14 protein-coding genes, 1 tRNA gene and 1 rRNA gene are annotated in these 25,267 nt (G+C 71.6%); 13 read left to right on the top strand and 3 right to left on the bottom strand.

Going from position 1 to position 25,267, the window contains the following annotated elements:
• The 3 genes from rrf to ACZ7JA_RS17495 all read left to right on the top strand — a co-directional run.
• Positions 1-93: ribosomal RNA gene (gene rrf / locus ACZ7JA_RS17505) — 5S ribosomal RNA — on the top strand; the annotation flags it as partial.
• 114 nt (positions 94-207) lie between these two features.
• Positions 208-870, top strand: a complete 663-nt coding sequence (locus ACZ7JA_RS17500) for a DegT/DnrJ/EryC1/StrS family aminotransferase (RefSeq protein ID WP_470809021.1) — start codon at positions 208-210, stop codon at positions 868-870.
• A gap of 84 nt (positions 871-954) precedes the next feature.
• A tRNA-Thr gene (locus ACZ7JA_RS17495) sits at positions 955-1,027 on the top strand.
• Between the two features lie 38 nt (positions 1,028-1,065).
• Here ACZ7JA_RS17495 and ACZ7JA_RS17490 read toward each other — a convergent pair.
• Complete coding sequence (locus tag ACZ7JA_RS17490) at positions 1,066-3,825, bottom strand: SpoIIE family protein phosphatase (RefSeq protein ID WP_351669707.1); 2,760 nt, start codon at positions 3,823-3,825, stop codon at positions 1,066-1,068.
• Between the two features lie 412 nt (positions 3,826-4,237).
• Between ACZ7JA_RS17490 and ACZ7JA_RS17485 the strand changes: the two genes are divergently transcribed.
• From ACZ7JA_RS17485 to ACZ7JA_RS17440, 10 genes are all read left to right on the top strand, one after another.
• Positions 4,238-9,697 carry a HAMP domain-containing protein gene (locus tag ACZ7JA_RS17485; protein WP_351669705.1) on the top strand — a complete coding sequence of 1,820 codons (5,460 nt, stop codon included), beginning with the start codon at positions 4,238-4,240 and terminating at the stop codon, positions 9,695-9,697.
• A gap of 273 nt (positions 9,698-9,970) precedes the next feature.
• Entirely contained in the window at positions 9,971-10,651 is a 681-nt protein-coding gene (locus ACZ7JA_RS17480; protein ID WP_351669702.1) for a response regulator, read from the top strand.
• A 124-nt stretch (positions 10,652-10,775) separates the two neighbouring features.
• Entirely contained in the window at positions 10,776-13,514 is a 2,739-nt protein-coding gene (locus ACZ7JA_RS17475; RefSeq protein WP_450742957.1) for a DNA translocase FtsK, read from the top strand.
• Positions 13,515-13,793: 279 nt separating this feature from the next.
• The gene (locus ACZ7JA_RS17470) at positions 13,794-14,636 is read left to right on the top strand and encodes a helix-turn-helix domain-containing protein (RefSeq protein ID WP_351669696.1); all 843 of its coding nucleotides are present in this window, start codon (positions 13,794-13,796) and stop codon (positions 14,634-14,636) included.
• Positions 14,637-14,727: 91 nt separating this feature from the next.
• The gene (rimO, locus tag ACZ7JA_RS17465) at positions 14,728-16,200 is read left to right on the top strand and encodes a 30S ribosomal protein S12 methylthiotransferase RimO (protein WP_470808990.1); all 1,473 of its coding nucleotides are present in this window, start codon (positions 14,728-14,730) and stop codon (positions 16,198-16,200) included.
• Positions 16,197-16,973, top strand: a complete 777-nt coding sequence (gene pgsA, locus ACZ7JA_RS17460; RefSeq protein ID WP_351669690.1) for a CDP-diacylglycerol--glycerol-3-phosphate 3-phosphatidyltransferase — start codon at positions 16,197-16,199, stop codon at positions 16,971-16,973. The genes rimO and pgsA overlap by 4 nt, the downstream gene beginning before the upstream one ends.
• The gene (locus ACZ7JA_RS17455) at positions 16,970-17,515 is read left to right on the top strand and encodes a CinA family protein (protein WP_450742955.1); all 546 of its coding nucleotides are present in this window, start codon (positions 16,970-16,972) and stop codon (positions 17,513-17,515) included. Before pgsA ends, ACZ7JA_RS17455 begins: the two co-directional genes overlap by 4 nt.
• Before the next feature lie 109 nt (positions 17,516-17,624).
• The gene (locus ACZ7JA_RS17450; RefSeq protein WP_030178264.1) at positions 17,625-17,999 is read left to right on the top strand and encodes a helix-turn-helix domain-containing protein; all 375 of its coding nucleotides are present in this window, start codon (positions 17,625-17,627) and stop codon (positions 17,997-17,999) included.
• Between the two features lie 195 nt (positions 18,000-18,194).
• Positions 18,195-18,665, top strand: a complete 471-nt coding sequence (locus ACZ7JA_RS17445; RefSeq protein WP_351669685.1) for a Dps family protein — start codon at positions 18,195-18,197, stop codon at positions 18,663-18,665.
• Between the two features lie 128 nt (positions 18,666-18,793).
• Positions 18,794-19,126 (top strand): hypothetical protein, encoded by a 333-nt coding sequence (locus tag ACZ7JA_RS17440; protein ID WP_470808986.1) that lies wholly within the window; start codon positions 18,794-18,796, stop codon positions 19,124-19,126.
• Between the two features lie 97 nt (positions 19,127-19,223).
• Here ACZ7JA_RS17440 and ACZ7JA_RS17435 read toward each other — a convergent pair whose 3' ends face one another.
• Together ACZ7JA_RS17435 and ACZ7JA_RS17430 are read right to left on the bottom strand one after the other, a co-directional pair.
• Positions 19,224-20,075, bottom strand: a complete 852-nt coding sequence (locus ACZ7JA_RS17435) for an Fpg/Nei family DNA glycosylase (RefSeq protein WP_470808984.1) — start codon at positions 20,073-20,075, stop codon at positions 19,224-19,226.
• A gap of 62 nt (positions 20,076-20,137) precedes the next feature.
• Positions 20,138-25,165: an ATP-dependent helicase gene (locus ACZ7JA_RS17430; RefSeq protein WP_470808982.1), complete on the bottom strand. Its 5,028-nt coding sequence runs from the start codon at positions 25,163-25,165 to the stop codon at positions 20,138-20,140.
• Between the last annotated feature and the right edge of the window lie 102 nt (positions 25,166-25,267).

The following is a 25,267-nucleotide window of genomic DNA, read 5'->3' as shown; positions in this document are numbered from 1 at the left end:
ACGCCCGGTTACATTCCGAACCCGGAAGCTAAGCCTCACAGCGCCGATGGTACTGCAGGGGGGACCCTGTGGGAGAGTAGGACGCCGCCGAACAAATTTTGAAAGGGTTGGACCCCGAACTTCGGTTCGGGGTCCAACCCTTTTCTGTTGTGCGTAACTTCGAGTTCACGTTCCACGCCCAGCATCGGAGCCATGGGTACTGCTGCAATGCTCAGGGCGGCCGGCGTCGGAGCCGGTGACGAGGTCGTCGTACCGGCCTTCGGGAACGTCGAAGTGGCCGAGGCCGTCACCCTGGCGGGTGCGCTCCCGGTGTTCGCGGACATAGATCCGGCCGGCTACTGCCTCGACGCGTCGGCCGTGGAAGCGGCCATAACTCCGCGCACGGCGAGCATAGTTGTCGTGCACCGCTTCGGACGGCGCGCGGACGTCGCGCGGTTGCACGAGCTCGGGCAGCGGCACGGGCTGCTGGTGCTGGAGCAGGGGGAGTCCGAGGCGCCGTACGACGAGATGGCGCAGCGCCGGGAGCGGGCCGCCTACCTGGACGCCAAGTTGAAGGGTGTGCGGACACCGGACGGGGGTCCCGGGCACACCTACCAGCAGTACGTGGTGCGGGTGCCGGGCAACGGCCGGCCGGACCGCGACGCCTTCGCCCGCGCCCTGCGGAACAAGGGAATCCAGTGCCGCGTCCCCGTGAAGACGCCCGTGCACCGGCTGCCGGAGTTCAGGCGCTGTGTCACGCTGCCGGAGACCGAGCGGGCCGCGGACGAGACCCTCGCCCTGCCGGTGGACGCCTCGCTCACCAAGCGGGAGATGCAGCGGACCGTCTCCGCCTGCAACGCACTCGGCGGACTGCTCCAGCCCGCCTTCTGACCGCAAGCCGAACGAGTTTGGGAACTCGGGCCTGTTCAGGGTATGGTTTTCTTGTTGCCGCGAGGGAAACCTCGAAAGCGACAGGCCCCTATAGCTCAGTCGGTAGAGCGTCTCCATGGTAAGGAGAAGGTCAACGGTTCGATTCCGTTTGGGGGCTCCGACAGAAAGGCCCCGCCCATTCGGGCGGGGCCTTTTTCATGCCTCCTGGTGGGGCTCCGGGACGCGCATCGCCAGAATCGCCATGTCGTCGGACGGGGCGTCCGAGGCGAAGCGTTCCACCGCACGCATGATGCGCGCGGCCACCGCGCCCGCCGTGAGGCCCGTGCACGTGGTGAGGACGTCAGCGAGGCCGTCGTCGCCCAGCATGCGGGTGCCCTCACGGCGTTCGGTGACGCCGTCCGTGACGCAGAGCAGGACGTCACCCGGGTCGAGGGTGACCGTCTCCTCGTACAGCTCCAGGTCCTCGATGACGCCGAGCAGCGGCTGGGGTTCGGCGAACGGGACCACCGTGCCGTCCTGCCGCAGGCGCAGCGGAAGCGGATGACCGGCGCAGACCACCTTCAGCTCGGCGCTGCCGTCCTCCTGCGGCCGCATCTCGCCGTAGAGCAGCGTCAGGAAGCGGCTGCGGTCGCCCTCGTCGAGGATGGCCGAGTTCAGCCTCTCCAGCACCGCGGGGCCGGAGAGGCCCTCCCGGGCCAGCAGGCGCAGCGCGTGCCGGGCGAGACCGGTGACCGCGGCCGCGTTGGGGCCCGTGCCGCAGACGTCGCCGATGGCGAAGCCGTAGGCGCCGTTGCCGATGGGGAAGAGGTCGTAGAAGTCGCCGCCGACCTCGTTGCCCTCGCCGGCCGCGCGGTAGATGACCTCGACCTCGACGCCGTCGATGTGCGGCAGGCCGGGCGGGAGCAGGCTGCGCTGGAGGGACTGGCTGATGGCCGTGCGCTCCGAGTACAGGCGGGCGTTGTCCAGGGCGAGCGCGGCTCGGCGGGACAAGTCCTCGGCCAGTTCCAGGATTTCCTGCCGGAAGTGCTCGTCGGTCGGCTTGCCGAGGGTCAGCATGCCGATGACGCGGTTGCGGGCGACGAGTGGCAGGACGACCGTCTCGCCGCCGACCGCGGAGGCCGTGGCCAGGGTCGGGCCGATGCCGGAGGCGACCTGGTGCGTGGGGCCGCCGGCCAGTCCGAGGCTGCGCATGGAGCTGCGTAGGGCCGCCTGGTGGGCGACCTCGCCGGGCGCGGACCAGATCCGGGCGCCGGGCGTCGGCACCGGGTCGGGCGCCGGGACCTTCGACAGCAGCGACTTGATGCCGTCGATGAGGTCCTCGTCCTCGTGCAGCACGTACGACAGGTACGGCTCCGAGGCCTGGTCGGCGATCGTGTAGACCGCGCACCAGGTCGCGAGGGTCGGCACCGTCATCTGCGCCATCAGGGCCAGGGTCTGGTCGCGGTCCAGGGTGCCGGCCAGCAGGTCGGAGGCCTCCACCAGGAAGCTCAGGGAGCCGCGGCGCAGCCGCTCCAGCTCGCCCAGCCGGGCCGACTCGACGGCCAGGGCGATGCGGTCGGCGGCGAACTGCAGGCGCAGCGCCTCCTCGTTCGAGTACCGGCCGGGCGCCTCGGCGGCGACACCGAGGGAGCCGGTGAGCCGGCCCTCGACCTTCAGCGGGACCGTGACCACCGAACGCATGCCGGTGCCGGACAGCAGCGGCACCGCTCCGGGGACGGCGGTGAGGTCGTCATGGACGGCGGGCATGCGCGCGGAGCCGTAGCGGCCGGGGCCGGCCTCGACGGGCACGCGGGCGAAGCGCTGGCGGGCGGAGGGCAGGCCGGTGGAGGCGCGTACCTCGAGCTCGGTCTCGTCGTCGGTGGCGAGCAGCAGGAACGCGGAGTCGCCGTCGAGCATGTCGCGCGCCCGCTCGACGGTGCGCTGCAGCAGGCCGTCCAGGTCGTCGGGGGCGGGGGAGCCGATGAAGACCTCGAACGGGTCGGTGCTCTGCCCGTCGGAGGCCGACGTCTGGTCGGTTGCGGGGCCGCGCAACGGCGTCTGCAGGACGGCGCGCTCGTGATCGCGGACCAGGAGACACACGGTGGACGGCTCGCCGCCGGTGTCGCGGACCCGGAGGTGGGAGGCGTACACCGGGGCCACCCGGCCGTCGGCGCGGCGGATGCCGTAGCTGCCCTCCCAGCGGGAGAGCCGCAGGGCCTCGGCGATGCCGGTGCCGGTGCCCGGGGTGTGCGGCCAGGCCGCGAGGTCGGTGAGGGGCTTGCCGACGACCTCGCTCGCCAGGTGGCCGAACAGCTCCTCCGCGTCCTCGTTCCAGGCGCTGATGGAGCCCTTCCGGTCGACCTGGAGGACCGCGACGCGGATCCTGCCGTCGGCCAGCGGGAGCAGGTCGGCGGGGAGCGAGGGGCCGGCGGCGCGGGTGCCGACCGGTCGTTCGGGCAGGTCGAGCTGGAACCAGACGCTCTTGTGGGTGGGGGTGTAGTCCACGCCCCAGCGGGCCGCCAGGGCCGCGCACAGCTGCAGGCCGCGGCCGCCCTCGCGGTCGGGGCTGCCCATCGCGGCGTGGGCGCTCTGCACGGGCAGCTCGCGCTCGGGGTAGCGGTCCGAGACCTCGATGCGTACGCCGTCCTCGGTGCGCAGGCACAGCACCTCGGCGTGCGTGCCGGCGTGCACCACCGCGTTGGTCACGAGTTCGCTGGTGAGGACCACCGCGTCGTCGATGATGTCGGCGAAACCCCAGCCCTGGAGGGTGTCGCGGACGAAGGACCGGGCGGTCGCCACCGATCGTCCGACGGGCTCGAAGCTGGCGGCCGCGCGGGCGGTGATCACGAAACTCCTCGGCCTGTTGTCGGCGGACAGGGCTGCGGGGCCGGCCGGCTCGCGCCGCTGCTGCGGCATCAGCTCGCCCGTCGGCCGTGGCTCCGGGGATTGCTCCCCGGGGATCAGTCCGGTGGTCATGTTCTGCGGCCGCCCCTCCGATGCCCGCTCGTTCTGGTGCCACCGCCCAGGCCGGACGGACCGGTGCGGCTGGACAGCCGCATGCAAGGTTACTTACCTTCGCCGTCCGAGCGGATGCCGGTCGCCGTTGTTTAACCCCCCAGGGTGTGTGCGGACGATGTGCGAAGCTGCCGAACTGTTATGGCCTGGTTGGGCCGGGGTGAAACACTGGGCAGGCTTCCGATGAGGGTCCGGTCGGTTCGAATGTGTTCCCCGCACGGTGGGCAGCAGCCCTTGGTGTGTCCGGAACTCATACGGCGGAAATACCGAGCGGTAACGGGTACGCGGAAGCAAGCCGGTATGCCGGGGACGGCACACCGGGCCGATGTGACCGAGCACAGCGGTAACGGTCTACCCCTTCGGGAGGGACACAGTGGAGTCTGGCGCAGCGACGCGGGGCACGAAGGCGCGCGCGAAGGGCGGACAGTCCCTGGGCAGGGGCGGCGGCACCACCGCCGTGGACACGGCTGCCCTGAACCGGTTGCTGGCGGCCCTGGCCGCCATGCGGGACGGGAACTTCCGCAAGAGGCTCACGGTGTCCGGGGACGGCGTGATGTCGGAGATCGCCGCCGTCTTCAACGAGGTGGCCGACCGCAACCTGCACCTGACCGGTGAGCTGTCGCGGGTGCGGCGCATGGTGGGGCGTGAGGGAAAACTCACGGAACGGCTGGAGACGGGGGCCTGCGAGGGATCGTGGGCGACCGCCGTCGACAACTCCAACGCGCTGGTCGACGACCTGGTGTGGCCCGTCTCGGAGGTCAGCCGGGTCCTGACCGGGGTCGCGGAGGGCGACCTGTCGCCGCGGATGGATCTGCGCACGCAGGCGCCGGACGGCACCGGGCATCCCCTGCGGGGCGAGTTCCTGAAGGTCGGCCGCACCGTCAACAACCTGGTCGACCAGCTCTCGACGTTCACCGACGAGGTCACGCGCGTGGCCAGCGAGGTCGGCACCGAGGGCAAGCTCGGCGGCCAGGCCCGGGTGCGCGGGCTGTCCGGTTCCTGGAAGGACCTCACGGACTCCGTCAACACGATGGCGTCCCGGCTGACGGCCCAGGTGCGGGACATCGCCCTGGTGACGACCGCGGTCGCCAAGGGCGATCTGTCGCGGAAGGTCACCGTTCACGTGGCCGGCGAGATGCTGGAGCTGAAGAACACCGTCAACACGATGGTGGACCAGCTCTCCGCGTTCTCCTCGGAGGTGACGCGGGTCGCGCGGGAGGTCGGCACCGACGGCATCCTCGGTGGTCAGGCGCACGTGCCGGGTGTGGACGGTACGTGGAAGGAACTCACCGATTCGGTGAACCTGATGGCCGGCAATCTGACGGCCCAGGTGCGCGGGATCGCCCAGGTGACCACGGCCGTGGCCAACGGTGATCTGTCGCAGAAGGTGACGGTCCCGGCGCGGGGCGAGGTCGCGCAGCTCGCCGAGACGATCAACCAGATGACCGAGACGCTGCGGATCTTCGCGGACGAGGTCACGCGCGTGGCCAACGAGGTCGGCGCCGAGGGCCGGCTGGGCGGGCAGGCGACGGTGCCGGGTGTCGCCGGTACCTGGAAGGACCTGACGGACTCCGTCAACACGGTGTTCCGGAACCTGACGACGCAGGTGCGGGACATCGCCGCGGTGACGACGGCGGTGGCCAGCGGCGACCTGTCGCAGAAGGTCACGGTTGACGTGGCCGGCGAGATGCTGGAGCTGAAGAACACCGTCAACACGATGGTGGACCAGCTCTCCGCGTTCGGCGCCGAGGTGACCCGGGTCGCCCGGGAGGTCGGCGTCGAGGGCGAGCTGGGCGGTCAGGCGCAGGTGCCGGGCGCGGCCGGCACCTGGAAGGACCTGACGGACTCCGTCAACACGGCGTTCCGCAACCTGACCGGCCAGGTGCGCAACATCGCCCAGGTGACGACGGCGGTGGCCAACGGCGACCTGTCGCAGAAGGTCACGGTGGACGTCTCCGGTGAGATGCTCCAGCTGAAGAACACCGTGAACACGATGGTGGACCAGCTGTCGAGCTTCGCCGACCAGGTGACGCGGATGGCCCGGGACGTGGGCACCGAGGGCCGGCTCGGCGGCCAGGCCCGGGTGGACGGGGTGTCGGGCACCTGGAAGGAGCTCACCGACTCCGTCAACTCGATGGCGTCCAATCTGACGGGTCAGGTGCGCAACATCGCGCAGGTGACGACGGCCGTGGCGCGCGGTGACCTCTCGCAGAAGATCGACGTCGACGCGCGCGGGGAGATCCTGGAGCTGAAGAACACCATCAACACGATGGTCGACCAGCTCTCCGCCTTCGCCGACCAGGTGACCCGGGTGGCCCGGGACGTGGGCACCGAGGGCCGCCTCGGCGGTCAGGCGCAGGTGCCGGGCGTGGCCGGGGTGTGGCGGGACCTGACGGACTCGGTGAACGGCATGGCCGGCAACCTCACCGCCCAGGTGCGCAACATCGCCCAGGTGGCCACGGCGGTGGCGCGCGGTGACCTCTCCCAGAAGATCACCGTGGACGCGCGCGGGGAGATCCTGGAGCTGAAGAACACCCTGAACACGATGGTGGACCAGCTGTCGTCGTTCGCCCAGGAGGTCACGCGTGTGGCCCGTGAGGTGGGCACCGAGGGCATGCTGGGCGGTCAGGCGGAGGTCCAGGGTGTCTCGGGCACCTGGAAGGACCTCACGCAGTCCGTGAACTTCATGGCGAACAACCTGACCATCCAGGTGCGCAACATCGCCGAGGTCACGACGGCCGTCGCCAAGGGCGATCTGTCGAAGAAGATCACCGTCGACGCGAAGGGCGAGATCCTCGAACTCGTCACGACGGTCAACACGATGGTGGACCAGCTCTCCAGCTTCGCCGAGCAGGTGACCCGGGTGGCCCGCGAGGTGGGCACCGAGGGCATCCTGGGCGGGCAGGCGCACGTTCCGGGTGTCACGGGCATCTGGAAGGACCTGAGCAACAACGTCAACCTGATGGCCAACAACCTGACCATGCAGGTGCGGAACATCTCCCAGGTGGCGGCCGCGGTCGCCAACGGTGACCTGACGCGGCAGGTGACCATCGAGGCGAGCGGTGAGGTCGCGCAGCTCGCCGACACCTTCAACACCATGGTGCGGACGCTGAGTTCGTTCGCCGACCAGGTCACCAAGGTGGCCCGTGAGGTGGGCACGGACGGCATCCTGGGCGGCCAGGCGCACGTGCCCGGTGTGGCCGGCACCTGGAAGGACCTCACCGAGTCCGTGAACCAGATGGCGTCGAACCTGACCGGCCAGGTGCGGAACATCGCCATGGTCACCACGGCCATCGCCAAGGGCGACCTGACCAAGAAGATCGACATCGACGCCCGCGGCGAGATCCTCGAGCTGAAGACGACGATCAACACGATGGTGGACCAGCTCTCCAGCTTCGCCGAGGAGGTCACCCGGGTGGCCCGCGAGGTGGGTACGGAGGGGCAGCTCGGCGGTCAGGCACGCGTGCGTGACGTCGACGGCACCTGGCGGGACCTGACGGAGTCGGTGAACGAGATGGCCGGGAACCTGACCCGGCAGGTGCGCGCCATCGCGCGCGTGGCGACCGCGGTGACCCGCGGCGACCTGAACCTGAAGATCGACGTCGACGCCTCCGGCGAGATCCAGGAGCTGCAGGACTACATCAACAAGATGATCGCCAACCTGCGCGACACCACGATCGCCAACAAGGAGCAGGACTGGCTGAAGGGCAATCTGGCCCGTATCTCCGCGCTGATGCAGGGCCGCCGGGACCTGGCGGACGTGGCCTCGCTGATCATGAGCGAGCTGACGCCGGTGGTGTCCGCGCAGCACGGCGTGTTCTTCCTGACGATGCCGCTCATGGAGGGCCAGGACCTCGGCGCCGACGCCGAGGACAACTACGAGCTGCGGATGCTCGGCTCGTACGGCTACTCGATGGGCTCCATGCCGGCGTCGTTCCGGCCGGGTGAGGGGCTGATCGGCACGGCCGCCCAGGAGAAGCGCACGATCCTGGTGGAGAACGCGCCCAGCGGCTATCTGAAGATCTCCTCGGGGCTCGGCGAGGCCCCGCCGGCGCAGGTGATCGTGCTGCCGGTGCTGTTCGAGGGCAAGGTGCTCGGCGTGATCGAGCTGGCGTCGTTCACGCCGTTCACGCAGATCCAGAAGGACTTCCTCAACCAGATCGCCGAGATGATCGCGACCAGCGTCAACACCATCTCGGTGAACACCAAGACCGAGCTGCTGCTGAAGCAGTCGCAGGAGCTGACCGAGCAGCTGCGGGAGCGGTCGGCCGAGCTGGAGAACCGGCAGAAGGCGCTGCAGGCGTCCAACGCCGAACTGGAGGAGAAGGCCGAGCTGCTCGCCCGGCAGAACCGGGACATCGAGGTGAAGAACACCGAGATCGAGGAGGCGCGGCAGGTCCTGGAGGAGCGTGCCGAGCAGCTCGCGGTGTCGATGCGCTACAAGAGCGAGTTCCTCGCCAACATGTCGCACGAGCTGCGTACGCCGCTCAACTCCCTGCTGATTCTGGCCAAGCTGCTCGCCGACAACGCCGAGGGCAACCTCTCCCCGAAGCAGGTCGAGTTCGCGGAGACGATCCACGGCGCCGGTTCCGACCTGCTGCAGCTGATCAACGACATCCTGGACCTGTCGAAGGTCGAGGCGGGCAAGATGGACGTCTCCCCGACGCGCATCGCGCTCGTCCAGCTCGTGGACTACGTGGAGGCGACCTTCCGGCCGCTGACCGCGGAGAAGGGCCTGGACCTGTCCGTGCGGGTCTCCCCGGAGCTGCCGGCCACCCTGCACACCGACGAGCAGCGGCTGCTGCAGGTGCTGCGCAACCTGCTGTCCAACGCGGTGAAGTTCACCGACTCCGGTTCGGTGGAACTGGTGATCCGGCCGGCCGGCGCCGACGTCCCGCAGATCATCCGGGAGCAGATGCTGGAGGCCGGTTCGCTGACCGACCCGGACGCCGGCCTGATCGCGTTCTCGGTGACCGACACCGGGATCGGCATCGCGGCCAGCAAGATGCGGGTGATCTTCGAGGCGTTCAAGCAGGCGGACGGCACGACCAGCCGCAAGTACGGCGGCACGGGTCTCGGTCTGTCGATCTCGCGGGAGATCGCGCAGCTGCTCGGCGGTGAGATCTACGCACAGAGCGAGCCGGGCCGCGGTTCGACGTTCACGCTGTACCTGCCGGTGCACCCGAGCGAGTTGCCGCCGCAGGGCTACCAGCAGTCCGTGCAGGCGCTGGAGGCCGGAGAACTGCTCGCCTCCGAGGGCCGGCCGGACGGTGACCTGTCGGCGGCGGAGATCGAGACGCCGGCGGAGGTGAAGTCGTACCGGGAGACGCAGAACGGGGCGGCCGCGCTCTTCAGGCGCCGCCGCCGGAGCCTGCCGCCGCCGGAGAACCGGCCGGAGCAGTGGACCACGGTCGCCGAGCAGGAGACCACGCCGCTGCCGGCCCGCGCGGTACGGTTCGGTGGCGAGAAGGTGCTGATCGTCGACGACGACATCCGCAACGTGTTCGCGCTCACCAGCGTGCTGGAGCAGCACGGGCTGTCGGTGCTGTACGCGGAGAACGGCCGTGAGGGCATCGAGGTGCTGGAGCAGCACGACGACGTGGCGGTGGTGCTGATGGACATCATGATGCCGGAGATGGACGGGTACGCGACGACCACGGCGATCCGCAGGATGCCGCAGTTCGCCGGGCTGCCGATCATCGCGCTGACCGCGAAGGCGATGAAGGGCGACCGGGAGAAGGCGATCGAGTCGGGCGCCTCCGACTACGTGACGAAGCCGGTCGATCCGGACCATCTGCTGGAGGTCATGCGGCAGTACATGGGGCGTCGGTGACGGATCCTCGGGAGTGCATGTGAACGGAGCGGGAACCTTGGGTGTGCACGGGGAGTTGTCGGAGTGCGGGGCGCCGGGCCGTGTGGGAATCCCGGATTCCGGGAACCTTCAGGTCGCTCACGGCGTTTCCGTTGTGTGCACAGTGACATCGCGGTGACAGGGTGTGGCGACGGGCAGGGTGCGGCTACGATGACCGGCACAAGGACGGGCGGCGAAAGGGAGTCGTCCCCTGGGGCGGCGCCCGGTGTACCGCCGGGGCGAGGAGGGCGGGCCATGGTGCAGAAGGCCAAGATCCTCCTGGTCGATGACCGGCCGGAGAATCTGCTGGCGCTGGAGGCCATCCTCTCTGCGCTCGATCAGACGCTGGTGCGGGCATCGTCCGGGGAGGAAGCGCTCAAGGCACTGCTCACGGACGATTTCGCGGTCATCCTGCTGGATGTCCAGATGCCGGGCATGGACGGATTCGAGACCGCCGCGCACATCAAGCGGCGCGAGCGGACCCGGGACATCCCGATCATCTTCCTCACCGCGATCAACCACGGCCCGCACCACACCTTCCGCGGCTACGCGGCCGGCGCGGTGGACTACATCTCCAAGCCGTTCGATCCATGGGTGCTGCGGGCGAAGGTCTCGGTGTTCGTCGAGCTGTACATGAAGAACTGCCAGCTGCGCGAGCAGGCGGCGCTGCTGCGGCTGCAGTTGGAGGGCGGCGGCAAGAGCGCGGTCGGCGGCAAGGAGTCCGCGGGGCTGCTCGCCGAACTCTCGGCGCGTCTGGCGGCCGTCGAGGAGCAGGCCGAGGCGCTGTCGAAGCAGCTTGACGACGAGTCGGCGGACGCCGCCGCGGTGGCCACGGCCGCCCATCTGGAGCGGAAACTGACGGGGCTGCGGCGGGCGCTGGACGCCCTGGAGCCGGGCGCGGGCAGCGGCAGCCAGTCGGTGCCGACGCAGAACTGACCACCGCCGGGAAGGCAGTTGCCCATGAGCGTGCGTCAGTTCCGCGCCTCGGAAAGGGCGACACGAACGGGTGAAGCAGTGGGCACACGTGTCCGCTGTCGTCTCCCCCGGTAATCTCACACCCATGGCCTCACGTCCCTCCGCAGCCAAGAAGCCGCCCGCCAAGAAGGCGGCCGCTCCAGCGAAGGCTGCGGCACGTAAGGCCGCCGCCAAGAAGGCCCCGGCCAAGAAGGCGCCCGCCAGAAGGCCTCCGGTCAAGAAGGCCGCGCCGCCCAGGCCGGCTCCGAGCCCCACGGGGGGCGTGTACCGACTCGTGCGCGCCCTCTGGCTCGGCCTCGCGCACGCCGTCGGCGCCGTCTTCCGCGGCATAGGACAGGGCGCGAAGAACCTCGACCCGGCCCACCGCAAGGACGGGGTCGCGCTGCTGCTCTTCGCTCTCGCGCTGATCGTCGCCGCCGGTACCTGGGCCGACCTGCGCGGCCCCGTCGGGGACCTGGTGGAGATCCTGGTCACCGGCGCCTTCGGGCGGCTCGATCTGCTGGTGCCGATACTGCTCGCGGTGATCGCCGTCCGCTTCATGCGGCACCCGGAGCAGCCGGAGGCCAACGGCCGGATCGTGATCGGCCTGTCCGCCCTGGTCATCGGCATCCTCGGGCAGGTGCACATCGCGTGCGGCGCGCCCGCCCGCAGCTCCGGCATGGAGGCCATAAGGGACGCCGGCGGCCTCATCGGCTGGGCGGCGGCGACCCCGCTGACGTACACCATGACCGCGGTGCTCGCCGTACCGCTGCTGGTGCTGCTGACGGTCTTCGGGCTGCTCGTGGTGACCGCGACACCGGTCAACGCCATTCCGCAGCGCCTGCGCGCGCTGGGCGTGCGCCTGGGCCTGCTGTCCGACCCGCAGGAGTTCGAGGTCGCCGGGGACGACGAGCGCTACGACGAACAGTGGCGTGAGGCGCTGCCCGCGCGCCCCCGCGGACGCCGGAGCGCCCCGCGGGCGTACGACCCCGAGGGAGCCGAGGAGGACGCGCTCTCGCAGCGCCGCGGCCGCCCGCGGCGCTCCGCGGTGCCGCAGCCCGATCCGCGCCGCCGGATGGACGCCGTGGACGTCGCGTCGGCCGCCGCGGCCGCGCTCGACGGCGCCGTCATGCACGGCATGCCGCCGTCCCCGGTCGTCGCCGACCTCACCCAGGGCGTCAGCGTGGGCGAGCGCGAGGACACCACCCCGGTGCCCACGCCGGATCCGGCGCCCGCCCCGACGCCGGTCCCGTCCGCCCGACCGAAGCAGGAGAGGCTGTCCTCCGGCGGCGTCCCCGACCTGACCAAGAAGGCCCCCGAGGAGCCCCGCGACCTGCCCGCGCGCGCTGAGCAGCTCCAGCTCTCCGGCGACATCACCTACGCGCTCCCGTCGCTGGACCTGCTCACCCGGGGCGGCCCCGGCAAGGCGCGCAGCGCGGCCAACGACGCGGTCGTCGCCTCGCTCACCCAGGTCTTCACCGAGTTCAAGGTCGACGCGGCCGTCACCGGCTTCACCCGCGGTCCGACGGTCACCCGCTACGAGGTCGAGCTCGGTCCCGCCGTGAAGGTCGAGCGGATCACCGCGCTGACGAAGAACATCGCGTACGCCGTCGCCAGCCCCGACGTGCGGATCATCAGCCCCATCCCCGGCAAGTCGGCGGTCGGCATCGAGATCCCGAACACCGACCGGGAGATGGTCAACCTCGGCGACGTGCTGCGCCTGGCGGAGTCCGCCGAGGACGACGACCCGATGCTGGTCGCCTTCGGCAAGGACGTCGAGGGCGGGTACGTGATGCACTCGCTGGCGAAGATGCCGCACATGCTGGTGGCGGGCGCCACCGGCTCCGGCAAGTCGTCCTGCATCAACTGCCTGATCACCTCGATCATGATGCGGGCGACCCCGGAGGACGTCCGGATGATCCTCGTCGACCCCAAGCGCGTGGAACTGACGGCCTACGAGGGCATCCCGCACCTGATCACGCCGATCATCACCAACCCCAAGCGGGCCGCCGAGGCCCTGCAGTGGGTGGTGCGCGAGATGGACCTGCGCTACGACGACCTCGCCGCCTACGGCTACCGGCACATCGACGACTTCAACCGCGCCGTCCGCGAGGGCAAGGTCAAGCCGCCGGAGGGCAGCGAGCGCGAGCTCCAGCCGTACCCGTACCTGCTGGTGATCGTGGACGAGCTGGCCGACCTGATGATGGTCGCCCCGCGGGACGTCGAGGACGCCATCGTGCGCATCACCCAGCTCGCGCGCGCGGCCGGCATCCACCTGGTGCTCGCCACCCAGCGCCCGTCGGTCGACGTGGTCACCGGCCTCATCAAGGCGAACGTGCCCTCCCGGCTGGCGTTCGCCACCTCCTCGCTCGCCGACTCCCGGGTCATCCTCGACCAGCCCGGCGCCGAGAAGCTGATCGGCAAGGGCGACGGCCTCTTCCTGCCGATGGGCGCGAACAAGCCGACGCGTATGCAGGGCGCGTTCGTGACCGAGGCCGAGGTCGCGCTCGTCGTGCAGCACTGCAAGGACCAGATGGCGCCCGTCTTCCGCGACGACGTCACCGTGGGCACCAAGCAGAAGAAGGAGATCGACGAGGACATCGGCGACGACCTCGACCTGCTGTGCCAGGCCGCCGAGCTGGTCGTCTCCACCCAGTTCGGGTCGACGTCCATGCTGCAGCGCAAGCTCCGGGTCGGCTTCGCCAAGGCGGGACGGCTCATGGACCTGATGGAGTCCCGCAACATCGTGGGACCGAGCGAGGGTTCGAAGGCGCGTGACGTTCTCGTGAAACCCGACGAGCTGGACGGCGTACTCGCGCTGATCCGTGGGGAGTCGGACGGTTAGGACGGCGGGCCGCCCGGCGTGTCGGTGTTACGCCGGGTGGCGGCAGCGCCGTGATCCACCCGTTAGGGAGCGGCGGGCAACCGTTTCCCCTCGTCGTACGTCAAGTTGAGCGAAAGGACCGGTACGGATCCCGTCCTGGGGTATGTGTCTGTCCCACCATCGGGTTGTCGGGCCATACCGATGGCGTACAAACACCTCCCGCCCGGTCGCCCCACCCTTTCGTACCCGCCTAGACTGAACCTCCAGCACAGGTGGCTCACACGCTCGAAAGGCGCCCCCGTGTCCATCGGCAACTCCCCTGAAGACGAGCGTCCGTTCCACGACGTGTCCGAGGAAGCCCGTCCCTCCGTCGGCCGTGCCCTGCGGCAGGCGCGCATCGCGGCCGGCCTCACGGTCGACGACGTCAGCAGCGCCACCCGTGTCCGTATCGCCATCGTGCACGCCATCGAGGCGGACGACTACGCCCCCTGCGGCGGTGACGTCTACGCGCGCGGGCACATCCGCACGCTGGCCAGGGCCGTGCGTCTCGACCCCGCCCCGCTGATCGCCCAGTACGACGCCGAGCACGGCGGACGGCCCGCGCCCACCCCGGCCGCGCCGATGTTCGAGGCGGAACGCATCCGTCCCGAGCGCCGGGGGCCCAACTGGACCGCGGCCATGGTCGCCGCGATCGTCGCCGTCGTCGGATTCGTCGGGTTCACCGCCTTCAAGGGCGGCGACAGCGGCAACGACGCCAAGTCGCAGGTCGCCGAGGGGGCCTCGGCCAAGCCCAGCAAGTCGTCCGCGCCCACGACCAAGAAGGACAAGCCCGCCGCGCCGTCGTCCGAGCCGTCCGACAGCGCGATCGCCGCCGCGCCCCAGGACAAGGTCACCGTCCGGGTCAGCGCGCCGAACGGGCGCAGCTGGATCTCGGCCAAGGACCACAACGGCCACATGCTCTTCGACGGGCTGCTCAACAAGGGCGAGTCCAAGACCTTCCAGGACAGCGCCAAGATCAATCTGATCCTCGGCGACGCCGGCGCGATCGAGCTGTACGTGAACGGCAAGAAGATCCAGGACGACTTCCGGCCGGGCGCCGTGGAGCGTCTGACGTACACGAAGGGCGACCCCGAGGCCGGATGAGCGGGGGCGGGACACGGATGTGACGGGGTTGGCCAAGATCGGCCAACCCCGTCGACGTGGGGTGTCAGCCAGACAAAGTAGTCTTGAGCCCATGCCTGAACGCCGTACCGTCGCACTCGTCACTCTTGGCTGCGCCCGTAACGAGGTGGACTCGGAGGAGCTCGCAGGCCGTTTGGAGGCGGACGGCTGGCAGCTCGTCGAGGACGCCGCGGACGCCGATGTCGCCGTGGTCAACACCTGTGGTTTCGTCGAGGCCGCCAAGAAGGACTCCGTCGACGCCCTTCTGGAGGCCAACGACCTCAAGGACCATGGCAGAACCCAGGCCGTGGTGGCGGTGGGCTGCATGGCCGAGCGGTACGGCAACGAGCTGGCCGCGGCGCTGCCCGAGGCCGACGGCGTGCTCGGCTTCGACGACTACGCCGACATCTCCGACCGCCTGCAGACCATCCTCTCCGGCGGCATCCACGCGGCGCACACCCCGCGCGACCGCCGCAAGCTGCTGCCGATCAGCCCCGCCGAGCGGCAGGACTCCGCCGCTGCCGTGGCGCTGCCCGGTCACGGCCCGACCGACCTCCCGGAGGGCGTCGCGCCCGCCTCCGGTCCGCGCGCGCCCCTGCGCCGCCGTCTGGACGGCTCTCCGGTCGCCTCGGTCAAGCTCGCCTCCGGCTGCGACCGGCGCTGCTCCTTCTGCGCCATCCCCTCCTTCCGCGGCTCCTTCATCTCCCGCCGCCCGAGCGACGTGCTGAACGAGACCCGCTGGCTGGCCGAGCAGGGGGTGAAGGAGATCATGCTGGTCTCCGAGAACAACACCTCCTACGGCAAGGACCTGGGCGACATCCGCCTGCTGGAGTCCCTGCTGCCCGAGCTGGCGGAGGTCGACGGCCTCGAGCGGGTGCGCGTCAGCTACCTGCAGCCGGCCGAGATGCGCCCGGGCCTCATCGACGTCCTCACCTCCACCCCGAAGGTCGCCCCCTACTTCGACCTCTCCTTCCAGCACTCCGCGCCCGGCGTGCTGCGTGCCATGCGCCGCTTCGGCGACACCGACCGCTTCCTGGAGCTGCTGGACACCATCCGCGGCAAGGCCCCGCAGGCCGGCGTGCGCTCCAACTTCATCGTCGGCTTCCCCGGCGAGACCGAGGCCGACCTCGCCGAGCTGGAGCGCTTCCTGAACGGCGCCCGGCTGGACGCCATCGGCGTCTTCGGCTACTCCGACGAGGAGGGCACGGAGGCCGCCACGTACGACGGCAAGCTCGACGAGGACGTCGTCGCCGAGCGCCTGGCCCGGGTCTCTCGGCTCGCCGAGGAACTCGTCTCCCAGCGCGCCGAGGAGCGCCTCGGGGAGACCGTGCACGTCCTCGTGGAGTCGGTCGACGGCGAGGACGGCGTGTACGGCCGGGCCGCGCACCAGGCGCCGGAGACGGACGGCCAGGTGCTGCTCACGAGCGGCGAGGGTCTGAGCGCGGGACGTATGGTCGAGGCGAAGGTGGTCGGCACGGAAGGCGTCGACCTGGTCGCCGAGCCGCTGGCTGGCTCGCCGTCGGGCAGTGAGGAGGCGGGCAGATGACCGGAGTCCCGGCTTCCGCCGCGGGCGGTTCCACCGGTGCGCAGGGCGCCCGGGGTGCGACCGCCGCCGACGGCGCTGCTTCCGAGGTCTCCGGCTCCGTCGCCCGTTCTTCCACCCCGGCCCCCGGCCCGGACGGCGGTGCGCGTCCCGCGCGCGGCGGGAAACTGACGGCGGCGGCCGTCAACCAGGCGAGCGTGTGGAACGTCGCCAATCTGCTGACGATGCTCCGGCTGCTCCTCGTGCCCGGCTTCGTGGCGCTGATGCTGGCGGACGGCGGCTACGACCCGGCGTGGCGCTCCCTCGCCTGGGCCGCCTTCGCCGTCGCCATGATCACCGACCTGTTCGACGGGCATCTGGCGCGCACCTACAACCTGGTCACCGACTTCGGGAAGATCGCCGACCCCATCGCCGACAAGGCGATCATGGGTGCGGCGCTCATCTGTCTGTCGTCCCTCGGCGATCTGCCGTGGTGGGTCACCATCGTGATCCTGGGCCGGGAACTAGGGATCACGCTGCTGCGTTTCCTCGTCATCCGGTACGGGGTGATCCCCGCGAGCCGGGGCGGCAAGCTCAAGACGCTCACGCAGGGCGTCGCCGTCGGGATGTACGTCCTGGCCCTGACGGGTTGGCTGGCCAGCATGAGGTTCTGGGTGATGGCCGCGGCGGTCGTGCTCACCGTGGTGACCGGGCTCGACTACGTGAGACAGGCCATTGTGCTGCGCCGGCGGGGAATCGCCGAACGCGCGGCGGCGTTGGAGGAGAAGGAAGCGTGAATTCACCTGCCACCGAACTGGTGCGACTACTGACCGTGAGGGGCGAGAGCCTCGCCGTCGCGGAGTCGCTCACCGGTGGACTGGTGGCGGCGGAGATCACGGCCGTCCCCGGCGCGTCCAACGTCTTCCGCGGCTCGGTCACCGCCTACGCCACCGAACTGAAGCGGCGGCTGCTGGGCGTCGACGCCACCCTGCTGGCGGAGCGCGGCGCGGTGGATCCGCAGGTGGCGGCGGAGATGGCGGCCGGTGTGCGCCGGGCCCTCGGCGCGGACTGGGGTCTCGCGACGACCGGAGTGGCCGGACCCGACCCGCAGGACGGCCAACCCGTCGGGACGGTGTTCGTCGCCGTCGACGGGCCGCTGACCGCCCACCGGGGTTCTGCCGGTGGCGGAAAAGTGGAGGCGCTGCGGTTGAACGGCGACCGTGCGGAAATTCGTATGGAGAGTGTACGGAGCGTACTCGCACTGCTTCTGAACGAGCTTGCAGGCGAACAGACCGGGAATGAGCGGGCACAGGATACGGAACGGAACGGGGGGTTTTGATGTTTGCAGCCCTGAGTGAACACGACATCGCTCCCCGCACGGCCGCGGCGCAAGGCGGTACGGTGGGGCGAGAAGGATGCGGCTACGCGGTCCGAGGAGGGAGCCACCGATGATTCTGCTCCGTCGCCTGCTGGGTGACGTGCTGCGTCGGCAGCGCCAACGCCAGGGCCGTACTCTGCGCGAAGTCTCCTCGTCCGCCCGAGTCTCACTCGGCTATCTCTCCGAGGTGGAGCGGGGGCAGAAGGAGGCTTCCTCCGAGCTGCTCTCCGCCATCTGCGACGCGCTGGACGTACGGATGTCGGAACTCATGCGGGAAGTGAGCGACGAGCTGGCGCTCGCCGAGCTGGCCCAGTCCGCCGCGGCCACCGAGCCCGTGCCCACGCCGGTCCGTCCGATGCTGGGTTCCGTGTCGGTGACCGGTGTGCCACCGGAACGGGTGACCATCAAGGCGCCCGCCGAAGCGGTGGACGTGGTTGCCGCGTGACCTCCGCGTGCGCGGCCTGACCACCCGATACGCGTGAAGCCCCGGCCGGGCTCCCAGGCAGACCCTGGGGAGCCCGGCCGGGGCTTTCGTCATGCGCGTGAGATCCGCGCCCGCGGCTGGTCCGTTTGCCGGTACCCGGCGCGCCGGTCATCGTGGAGGTGACCTGACCGGCGCCGAACCCACCGGAGGAAGCGGATGTACGTCGTGAAGAGCCCGCTGCCCGACGAGGCACTGAAGACCGTGTCCGAGGCCTTGCAGGGCGCCCTGGTGGACCTGGTCGACCTCTCGCTGGTCGCCAAACAGATCCACTGGAACGTCGTCGGACCCCGCTTCCGGTCCATCCATCTCCAGCTGGACGAGGTCGTCGCCTCGGCGCGCACCCACTCCGACACGGTGGCCGAGCGGGCCTCCGCCCTCGGCGTACCACCGGACGGCCGCGCGTCCACGGTGGCGTCCGGTAGCGGCATCGGGACCACGCCGGCCGGCTGGATCAAGGACGCCGACGCGATCCGGGCGATGGTCGACGCGCTCGGCGCGGTGATCACACGGATGCGGGGGCGGGTGGCGTCGACCGGCGAGCCCGATCCGGTGTCCCAGGACATCTTCATCGGGATCACCGCCGACCTGGAGAAGCACCACTGGATGTTCCAGGCGGAGAACGCGTGAGGATCCGCCCCGGGACGGTCACCTCGCGCCGCCGGATCGAGTGCCCGGTGTCCTTGCGTCGGTGAGCCCTCGGTGCGCCTCCCGCGAGGGTCGGGCGGTGTTCCGGCGTCCGGCTGGAGGTGACGGCCATGGTGAGACGGGTGCTGCGCTGGGGAACCGCTCTCGGGCTGGGCGCCGTGTGGTGGTGGGCCGTACTCCGGATCGCCCTCGGACAGGGCGCGGGTGTGCTCGAAGGAGCCGTCGCGATCGGTGGCTGGGGGCTCAGCGTGCTGCCGGTGCACTGCGTGCCGAGGACGCGGGCGGCGGGCGCCGTGGCGGCGGGACGGTGGAGGAGCGCCTGGCGGGCCGGGCAGGTCGTCACGGCGGTGCCGGACCCCGGTGCCGCCGGTGCGGATCCTGACCGGCGCGACGACGCCGAACCGGAGACCGCGCCGGCCGGCCTCGGTGACGGGCGGCCCTGACGCGGCGTCGGCCAGGTCGGGCGAAGACGCCGGCCGGGCAAAGACGCCGGCCGGGCGAAGACGCCGGCCGAACGGAGACGCCGGCCGAACGGAGACGTCAGGCGGACGGGGACCGGCGGGGATAGCGCTCACGCCAGGCCTGTGCCGTGCCCCGTGCCGGCGCCGGGCCCGTCTGGCAGTTCGGGCACCAGTAGGTGGGGCGTTCCTGGTAGCCGTCGGCCTGGTCGGCGACCCGGATCGAGGTGCGGCAGCGCAGGCACGGTCGTGGGGCGCGGCCGTACACGAAGAGGTCCTGCCGGTGCAGGCCGGTGGTCTGCCGGACAGGGCGGTCGCGGTTGCTCTCCAGCAGCTTCTTGGCGAGCGCGATCAGCCTTGTGGCACGGTCCGCCGGCAGGGCGCCGACCGGCAGCCAGGGGGTCGCGCCCACCAGGAAGCAGAGCTCGCACTTGTAGACGTTGCCGATGCCGGCCAGATTGCGCTGGTCGAGCAGGGCCTCACCGAGCGGACGGCCGGGGTCGGCGAGCAGGTTGGTGAGGGCGAGCGCGGGATCCCAGTCCGGTCCGAGCAGGTCGGGGCCGAGGTGGCCGACGGCCTGCTCCTCCTCGCCGGTGTGCAGGAGCTCCAGCACCGGAAGGCGGTACCCCACGGCCGAGCGGTCCGGGGTGCCGAGGATCACCCGGATCTGGTGGGCGGGGCCGCCGCGCCAGCGCTCGCCGGTGCCGAACACCTTCCAGGCGCCCTCCATGCGCAGGTGCGTGTGCAGGGTCAGGCCGCCCTCGAAGCGGGTGAGCAGGTGCTTGCCGCGGGCGATCGTGCTCAGCACCGCACGGCCGGTGAGATCGACCGTCGCGTACTGCGGCACCCGGAAGTCACTGCGGGTCAGCACTTTGCCCGCGAGGGCCTCGTGCAGCCGTTTCGCGGCCTGCCACACCGTGTCACCTTCGGGCATGCGTCAAGGGTGCCACGGACGGGTGATGTGGGGTGCGCGCGGCGCGTGGCGGCCGCGGTGTGTCAGGCGCGCAGGCGCAGGCCACGCGGGGTCGCTATGAAGCCGGCTCCTTCCAGCAGGGCGCCCAGCGGCGAGGTCAGCGCCTGGGCGCCGTTGATCCGCTCGACCGTGACCGTGCCGAGGGAGCCCGCCCGGGCGGCCGAGGCCAGGGCCTCGGCGGCGGTGCGCAGGCGCGGATCGTCGCCGGCGTCCGCGTCCGCCTCCGGGTCGGCGGGCCAGGCCAGCAGGGTCTTGCCGCCGCGTTCCATGTACAGCGTCAGCTCGCCCTCCACCAGCACCACGAGCGAACCGGCCTTGCGGCCCGGCTTGTGTCCCGCCCCGGCCGGCGGCTCGGGCCAGGGGAGGGCGGCGCCGTAGGCACTGGCGGGGTCGGCCGCGGCGAGGACCGCGGCACGCGGGTCGGGCGAGGAGGACGCCCGGCCTCGGCGGTCGCCGAAGTCGCGGTTCCCGTACGGGCCGTGAGCGGAACCACCGCCTCTCGGGCCGCCGTAGCCGGGGGCGGCGAAGGGGTCCGCCGGTGAGCGGTCGCGCGGGGAGACGTACTCGTCCCGGGCCGGGACGGTGTTCTCCGGCGGCCAGGTGAAGCCGCCGTCGCCCGGCCGTACCGCTTCGTCCGGCGGCCAGGTGAAGTCGCCGTCGAGGCCGGGATGGGCCAGTCCGCCGTCGGCCTGCTCGAAGCCGCCGGGAGTGGTGTGACCGGAGGCGTTCCGGTCCGGGAGGGTCTGGCCGTCCGCGGCGAAGGGCCCGGTCCCGTGGCCGCCGCCGAAGCCGTTGGGCAGGCCCTGGCCCCGGTCGCGGGCGTTGGAGACCGCGCGGAGACGGTCGACCGCGCCGTCCATCGCGAACTGGGCCGCGCCCAGCCCCTCGACCACGTAACCCCGTCTGGCCTGTCCGCTGTCCTCGAAGGCGGACAGCACGCGGTACACCGCGGAGAAGCCGCCCTCGACGCCCTCGGCGGCCACCGCTCCGCGGGTGACCACGCCGTGCCGGTCGAGCAGGGTGCGGGCCAGCGCGTGCGCGCGCACCGTGGCGTCCGGCTCGGCCGCGGGCAGGAGGGACCAGCGGCCGGCCACCGTCGGCGGGCCGGTGCGCGAGGTGGCGCGCGCCGCGGCGGTCAGGGAGCCGTAACGGCCGCGCGGGACGGTGCGCTTGGCGCGGTGGGCCGTGGAGCCGGCGGTACGGCCGGAGCCCAGCAGGGCGCGCATCGGGGTGAGCGTGTCGTTGGTGAGCCGTCCCGACCAGGCCAGGTCCCACAGGGCGTCGGCCAGTTGGGGGTCGCCGGCCTCAGGGTGCGTGGTGGCGCGCACCTGGTCGGCGATCTGACGGAAGAACAGGCCGTAGCCCCCGGACAGGGTGTCGAGCACCGACTGGTGCAGCGCCGTCAGCTCGAGGGGGTGCGGCTGCGGCAGCAGCAGTGGTGCCGCGTCCGCCATGTACAGGGAGACCCAGCCGTCCTTGCCGGGCAGGGCGCCCGCCCCGGCCCACACGACCTCGCCGGCCGCGGTGAGTTCGTCGAGCATCGAGGGCGTGTAACCGGCGACGCGTGAGGGCAGGACCAGTTTCTCCAGTGCGGAGGCGGGCACGGAGGCGCCCTGCAACTGCTCGATGGCACGCACCAGTCCGTCGATGCCGCGCAGCTCGTGCCCCTTGCCGATGTGCTGCCACTGGGGCAGGAACTGGGCGAGCGCGGCGGGCGGCACGGGCTCCAGCTCATGACGCAGGGCCGCCAGGGAACGGCGGCGCAGCCGGCGCAGTACGGCCGCGTCGCACCACTCCTGGCCGATGCCCGCCGGGTGGAACTCGCCCTGGACGACGCGGCCGGCCGCGGCCAGCCGCTGCAGGGCGCCCTCGGTGACCGCGACGCCCAGACCGAAGCGGGCCGCCGCCGTGGCCGACGTGAACGGGCCGTGGGTGCGCGCGTACCGCGCGAGGAGGTCGCCGAGCGGGTCCTTGACCGGTTCGGTGAAGGCCTCGGGGACGCCCACGGGCAGTGCCGTGCCGAGGGCGTCGCGCAGCCGGCCCGCGTCCTCCACGGCCGCCCAGTGGTCGGTGCCCGCGATGCGCACCCGGATGGCCCGGCGGGCGGCGGCCAGGTCCCGCGCCCACTGGGCCTCGGCGCCCCGCTCGGCCAGTTCGGCGTCGGTCAGCGGGCCGAGCAGCCGCAGGAGGTCGGCGACCCCCTCGAGGTCCTTGACCCGTCGGTCCTCCGTCAGCCACTGCAACTCGCGCTCCAGCTCGGTCAGCACGTCGGCGTCGAGCAGTTCGCGCAGCTCGGCCTGCCCCAGCAGCTCGGCCAGCAGCCGGGAGTCCAGGGAGAGCGCGGCCGCACGGCGCTCGGCGAGCGGCGAGTCGCCCTCGTAGAGGAACTGGGCGACGTAGCCGAAGAGGAGGGAGCGGGCGAACGGGGACGGCTCGGGGGTGGTGACCTCGACCAGGCGGACCTTGCGGGACTCGATGTCGCCCATCAGCTCGACGAGCCCGGGGACGTCGAAGACGTCCTGGAGGCACTCGCGGATCGCCTCGAGGACGATCGGGAACGAGCCGAACTCGCTCGCCACCTGAAGCAGCTGGGCGGCCCGCTGGCGCTGTTGCCACAACGGGGTGCGCTTGCCCGGGTTGCGCCGCGGCAGGAGCAGCGCGCGGGCGGCGCATTCGCGGAACCGGGAGGCGAACAGCGCGGAGCTGCCGACCTGGTCGGTGACGACCTGGTCGACCTCGCCCTTGTCGAAGGCGACGTCCGCGGCGCCGATCGGGGCCTGCTCGCTGTCGTACTCGGCGCCGGCCTTCACCGGCTCCTGGTCGAGCAGGTCCAGGCCCATCAGGTCGGCGTCCGGCAGGCGCAGCACGATGCCGTCGTCGGCGTGCATGACCTGCGCGTCCATGCCGTACCGCTCGGACAGGCGGGCGCCCAGGGCGAGGGCCCACGGGGCGTGCACCTGGGCGCCGAAGGGGGAGTGGACGACGACCCGCCAGTCGCCCAGCTCGTCGCGGAAGCGCTCCACCACGATCGTGCGGTCGTCCGGGACGTGTCCGCAGGCCTCGCGCTGTTCGTTCAGGTAGGACAGGACGTTGTCCACCGCCCAGGCGTCGAGGCCCGCGTCGAACAGGCGCCGCCGGGCGTCCTCCTTCGGCAGCGAGCCCACCTCGCGCAGGAACGCGCCCACCGCGCGGCCCAGTTCGAGCGGACGGCCCAGCTGGTCGCCCTTCCAGAAGGGCAGCCGGCCCGGCACGCCCGGCGCGGGGGAGACCAGGACGCGGTCGCGCGTGATGTCCTCGATGCGCCACGAACTGGTGCCCAGGGTGAAGACGTCCCCGACCCGGGACTCGTACACCATCTCCTCGTCGAGCTCGCCGACCCGGCCGCCGCCCTTCTTGGGGTCGGAACCGGCGAGGAAGACCCCGAAGAGCCCCCGGTCGGGGATGGTGCCGCCGGAGGTGACCGCGAGCCGCTGGGCGCCGGGGCGGCCGGTGATCGTGCCGGCCACGCGGTCCCACACCACGCGCGGGCGCAGCTCCGCGAACGCGTCGGACGGGTAGCGGCCCGCGAGCATGTCCAGCGTCGCGGTGAACGCCGACTCGGGGAGCGAGGCGAAGGGGGCCGCGCGGCGGATCACGGTCAGCAGGTCGTCGAACTGCCAGGTGTCCAGCGCCGTCATGGCGACGAGCTGCTGGGCGAGCACGTCCAGCGGGTTGGCGGGGACGCGCAGGGACTCGATGGCGCCGGTGCGCATCCGCTCGGTGACCACCGCGGACTGGACCAGGTCGCCCCGGTACTTGGGGAAGACCACGCCGGTGGAGACGGCGCCCACCTGGTGGCCGGCGCGGCCGACACGCTGGAGCCCCGAGGCCACCGAGGGCGGGGACTCCACCTGGACGACGAGGTCGACCGCGCCCATGTCGATGCCCAGCTCCAGACTGGAGGTGGCGACCACGGCGGGCAGCCGGCCCGCCTTCAGGTCCTCCTCGACCAGGGCGCGCTGCTCCTTGGAGACCGAGCCGTGGTGCGCGCGGGCGATCACCGCGGGCGCGCCGTGGGCCGCCCCCGAGCCGCCCATCAGCTCGGCCGGCGAGTGGTGCTCGTCCAGGGACTCGCCGGTCGCGCGCTCGTAGGCGATCTCGTTGAGCCGGTTGCACAGCCGCTCGGCCAGGCGCCGCGAGTTCGCGAACACGATCGTGGACCGGTGCGCCTGCACCAGATCGGTGATCCGCTCCTCGACGTGCGGCCAGATCGAGGGCCGCTCGGCCCCCTCACCGCTGTCCGCCGCCGGGGAGCCGCCCAGCTCGCCCATGTCCTCCACCGGCACGACCACGGACAGGTCGAATTCCTTGCCGGACTCCGGCTGGACGATCTCCACCTTGCGGCGGGGGGAGAGATAGCGGGCCACCTCGTCCACCGGACGCACCGTCGCCGACAGCCCGATGCGGCGGGCGGGCTTCGGCAGCAGCTCGTCCAGCCGCTCCAGGGAGAGCGCGAGGTGCGCGCCGCGCTTGGTGCCGGCGACCGCGTGCACCTCGTCCAGGATCACCGTCTCGATGCCCGTCAGCGCGTCGCGGGTGGCCGAGGTCAGCATCAGGAACAGCGACTCGGGGGTCGTGATCAGGATGTCCGGAGGGCGCGTGGACAGGGCGCGGCGCTCGGCGGGCGGGGTGTCGCCGGAACGGATGCCGACCTTCACCTCGGGCTCGGGCAGGCCGAGGCGCACGGACTCCTGGCGGATGCCGGTCAGCGGGCTGCGCAGGTTCCGCTCGACGTCGACCGCGAGGGCCTTCAGCGGGGACACGTACAGCACCCGGCAACGCTTCTTCGGGTCGGCCGGAGGAGGTGTCGAGGCCAGCTGGTCCAGCGCGGCGAGGAACGCGGCCAGCGTCTTGCCCGAGCCGGTGGGGGCCACCACCAGCACGTCCGAACCCGCGCCGATGGCCTGCCAGGCGCCCGCCTGGGCCGCGGTGGGCGCGGAGAACGCCCCCGTGAACCAGCCGCGGGTCGCGGGCGAGAAGCCGTCGAGGGCTCGGTGTGCGGAGCTGACCATGCCCTCCATCCTGCACCCGGCCACTGACAATCGGGCTGACGCGGGCGACAGGGGCGGGCCCCGGTGTGGACCGCCCGCGGACCGGGGCCCGCCGGACTGGCG

It is taken from the genome of Streptomyces sp. NPDC038135 (genome assembly GCF_055601245.1).
Note: the sequence above shows the minus strand (reverse complement) of the source record. Positions and strands in the feature narration are given on the sequence as shown.

Excerpts from the sequence above, each read along its gene's own strand:
- ACZ7JA_RS17500 (WP_470809021.1), top strand. The coding sequence starts at position 208 with ATGCTCAGGGCGGCCGGCGTCGGAGCCGGTGACGAGGTCGTCGTACCG.
- ACZ7JA_RS17490 (WP_351669707.1), bottom strand. The coding sequence starts at position 3,825 with ATGACCACCGGACTGATCCCCGGGGAGCAATCCCCGGAGCCACGGCCG.
- ACZ7JA_RS17480 (WP_351669702.1), top strand. The coding sequence starts at position 9,971 with ATGGTGCAGAAGGCCAAGATCCTCCTGGTCGATGACCGGCCGGAGAAT.
- ACZ7JA_RS17475 (WP_450742957.1), top strand. The coding sequence starts at position 10,776 with ATGGCCTCACGTCCCTCCGCAGCCAAGAAGCCGCCCGCCAAGAAGGCG.
- rimO (WP_470808990.1), top strand. The coding sequence starts at position 14,728 with ATGCCTGAACGCCGTACCGTCGCACTCGTCACTCTTGGCTGCGCCCGT.
- pgsA (WP_351669690.1), top strand. The coding sequence starts at position 16,197 with ATGACCGGAGTCCCGGCTTCCGCCGCGGGCGGTTCCACCGGTGCGCAG.
- ACZ7JA_RS17450 (WP_030178264.1), top strand. The coding sequence starts at position 17,625 with ATGATTCTGCTCCGTCGCCTGCTGGGTGACGTGCTGCGTCGGCAGCGC.
- ACZ7JA_RS17445 (WP_351669685.1), top strand. The coding sequence starts at position 18,195 with ATGTACGTCGTGAAGAGCCCGCTGCCCGACGAGGCACTGAAGACCGTG.
- ACZ7JA_RS17440 (WP_470808986.1), top strand. The coding sequence starts at position 18,794 with ATGGTGAGACGGGTGCTGCGCTGGGGAACCGCTCTCGGGCTGGGCGCC.
- ACZ7JA_RS17435 (WP_470808984.1), bottom strand. The coding sequence starts at position 20,075 with ATGCCCGAAGGTGACACGGTGTGGCAGGCCGCGAAACGGCTGCACGAG.
- ACZ7JA_RS17430 (WP_470808982.1), bottom strand. The coding sequence starts at position 25,165 with ATGGTCAGCTCCGCACACCGAGCCCTCGACGGCTTCTCGCCCGCGACC.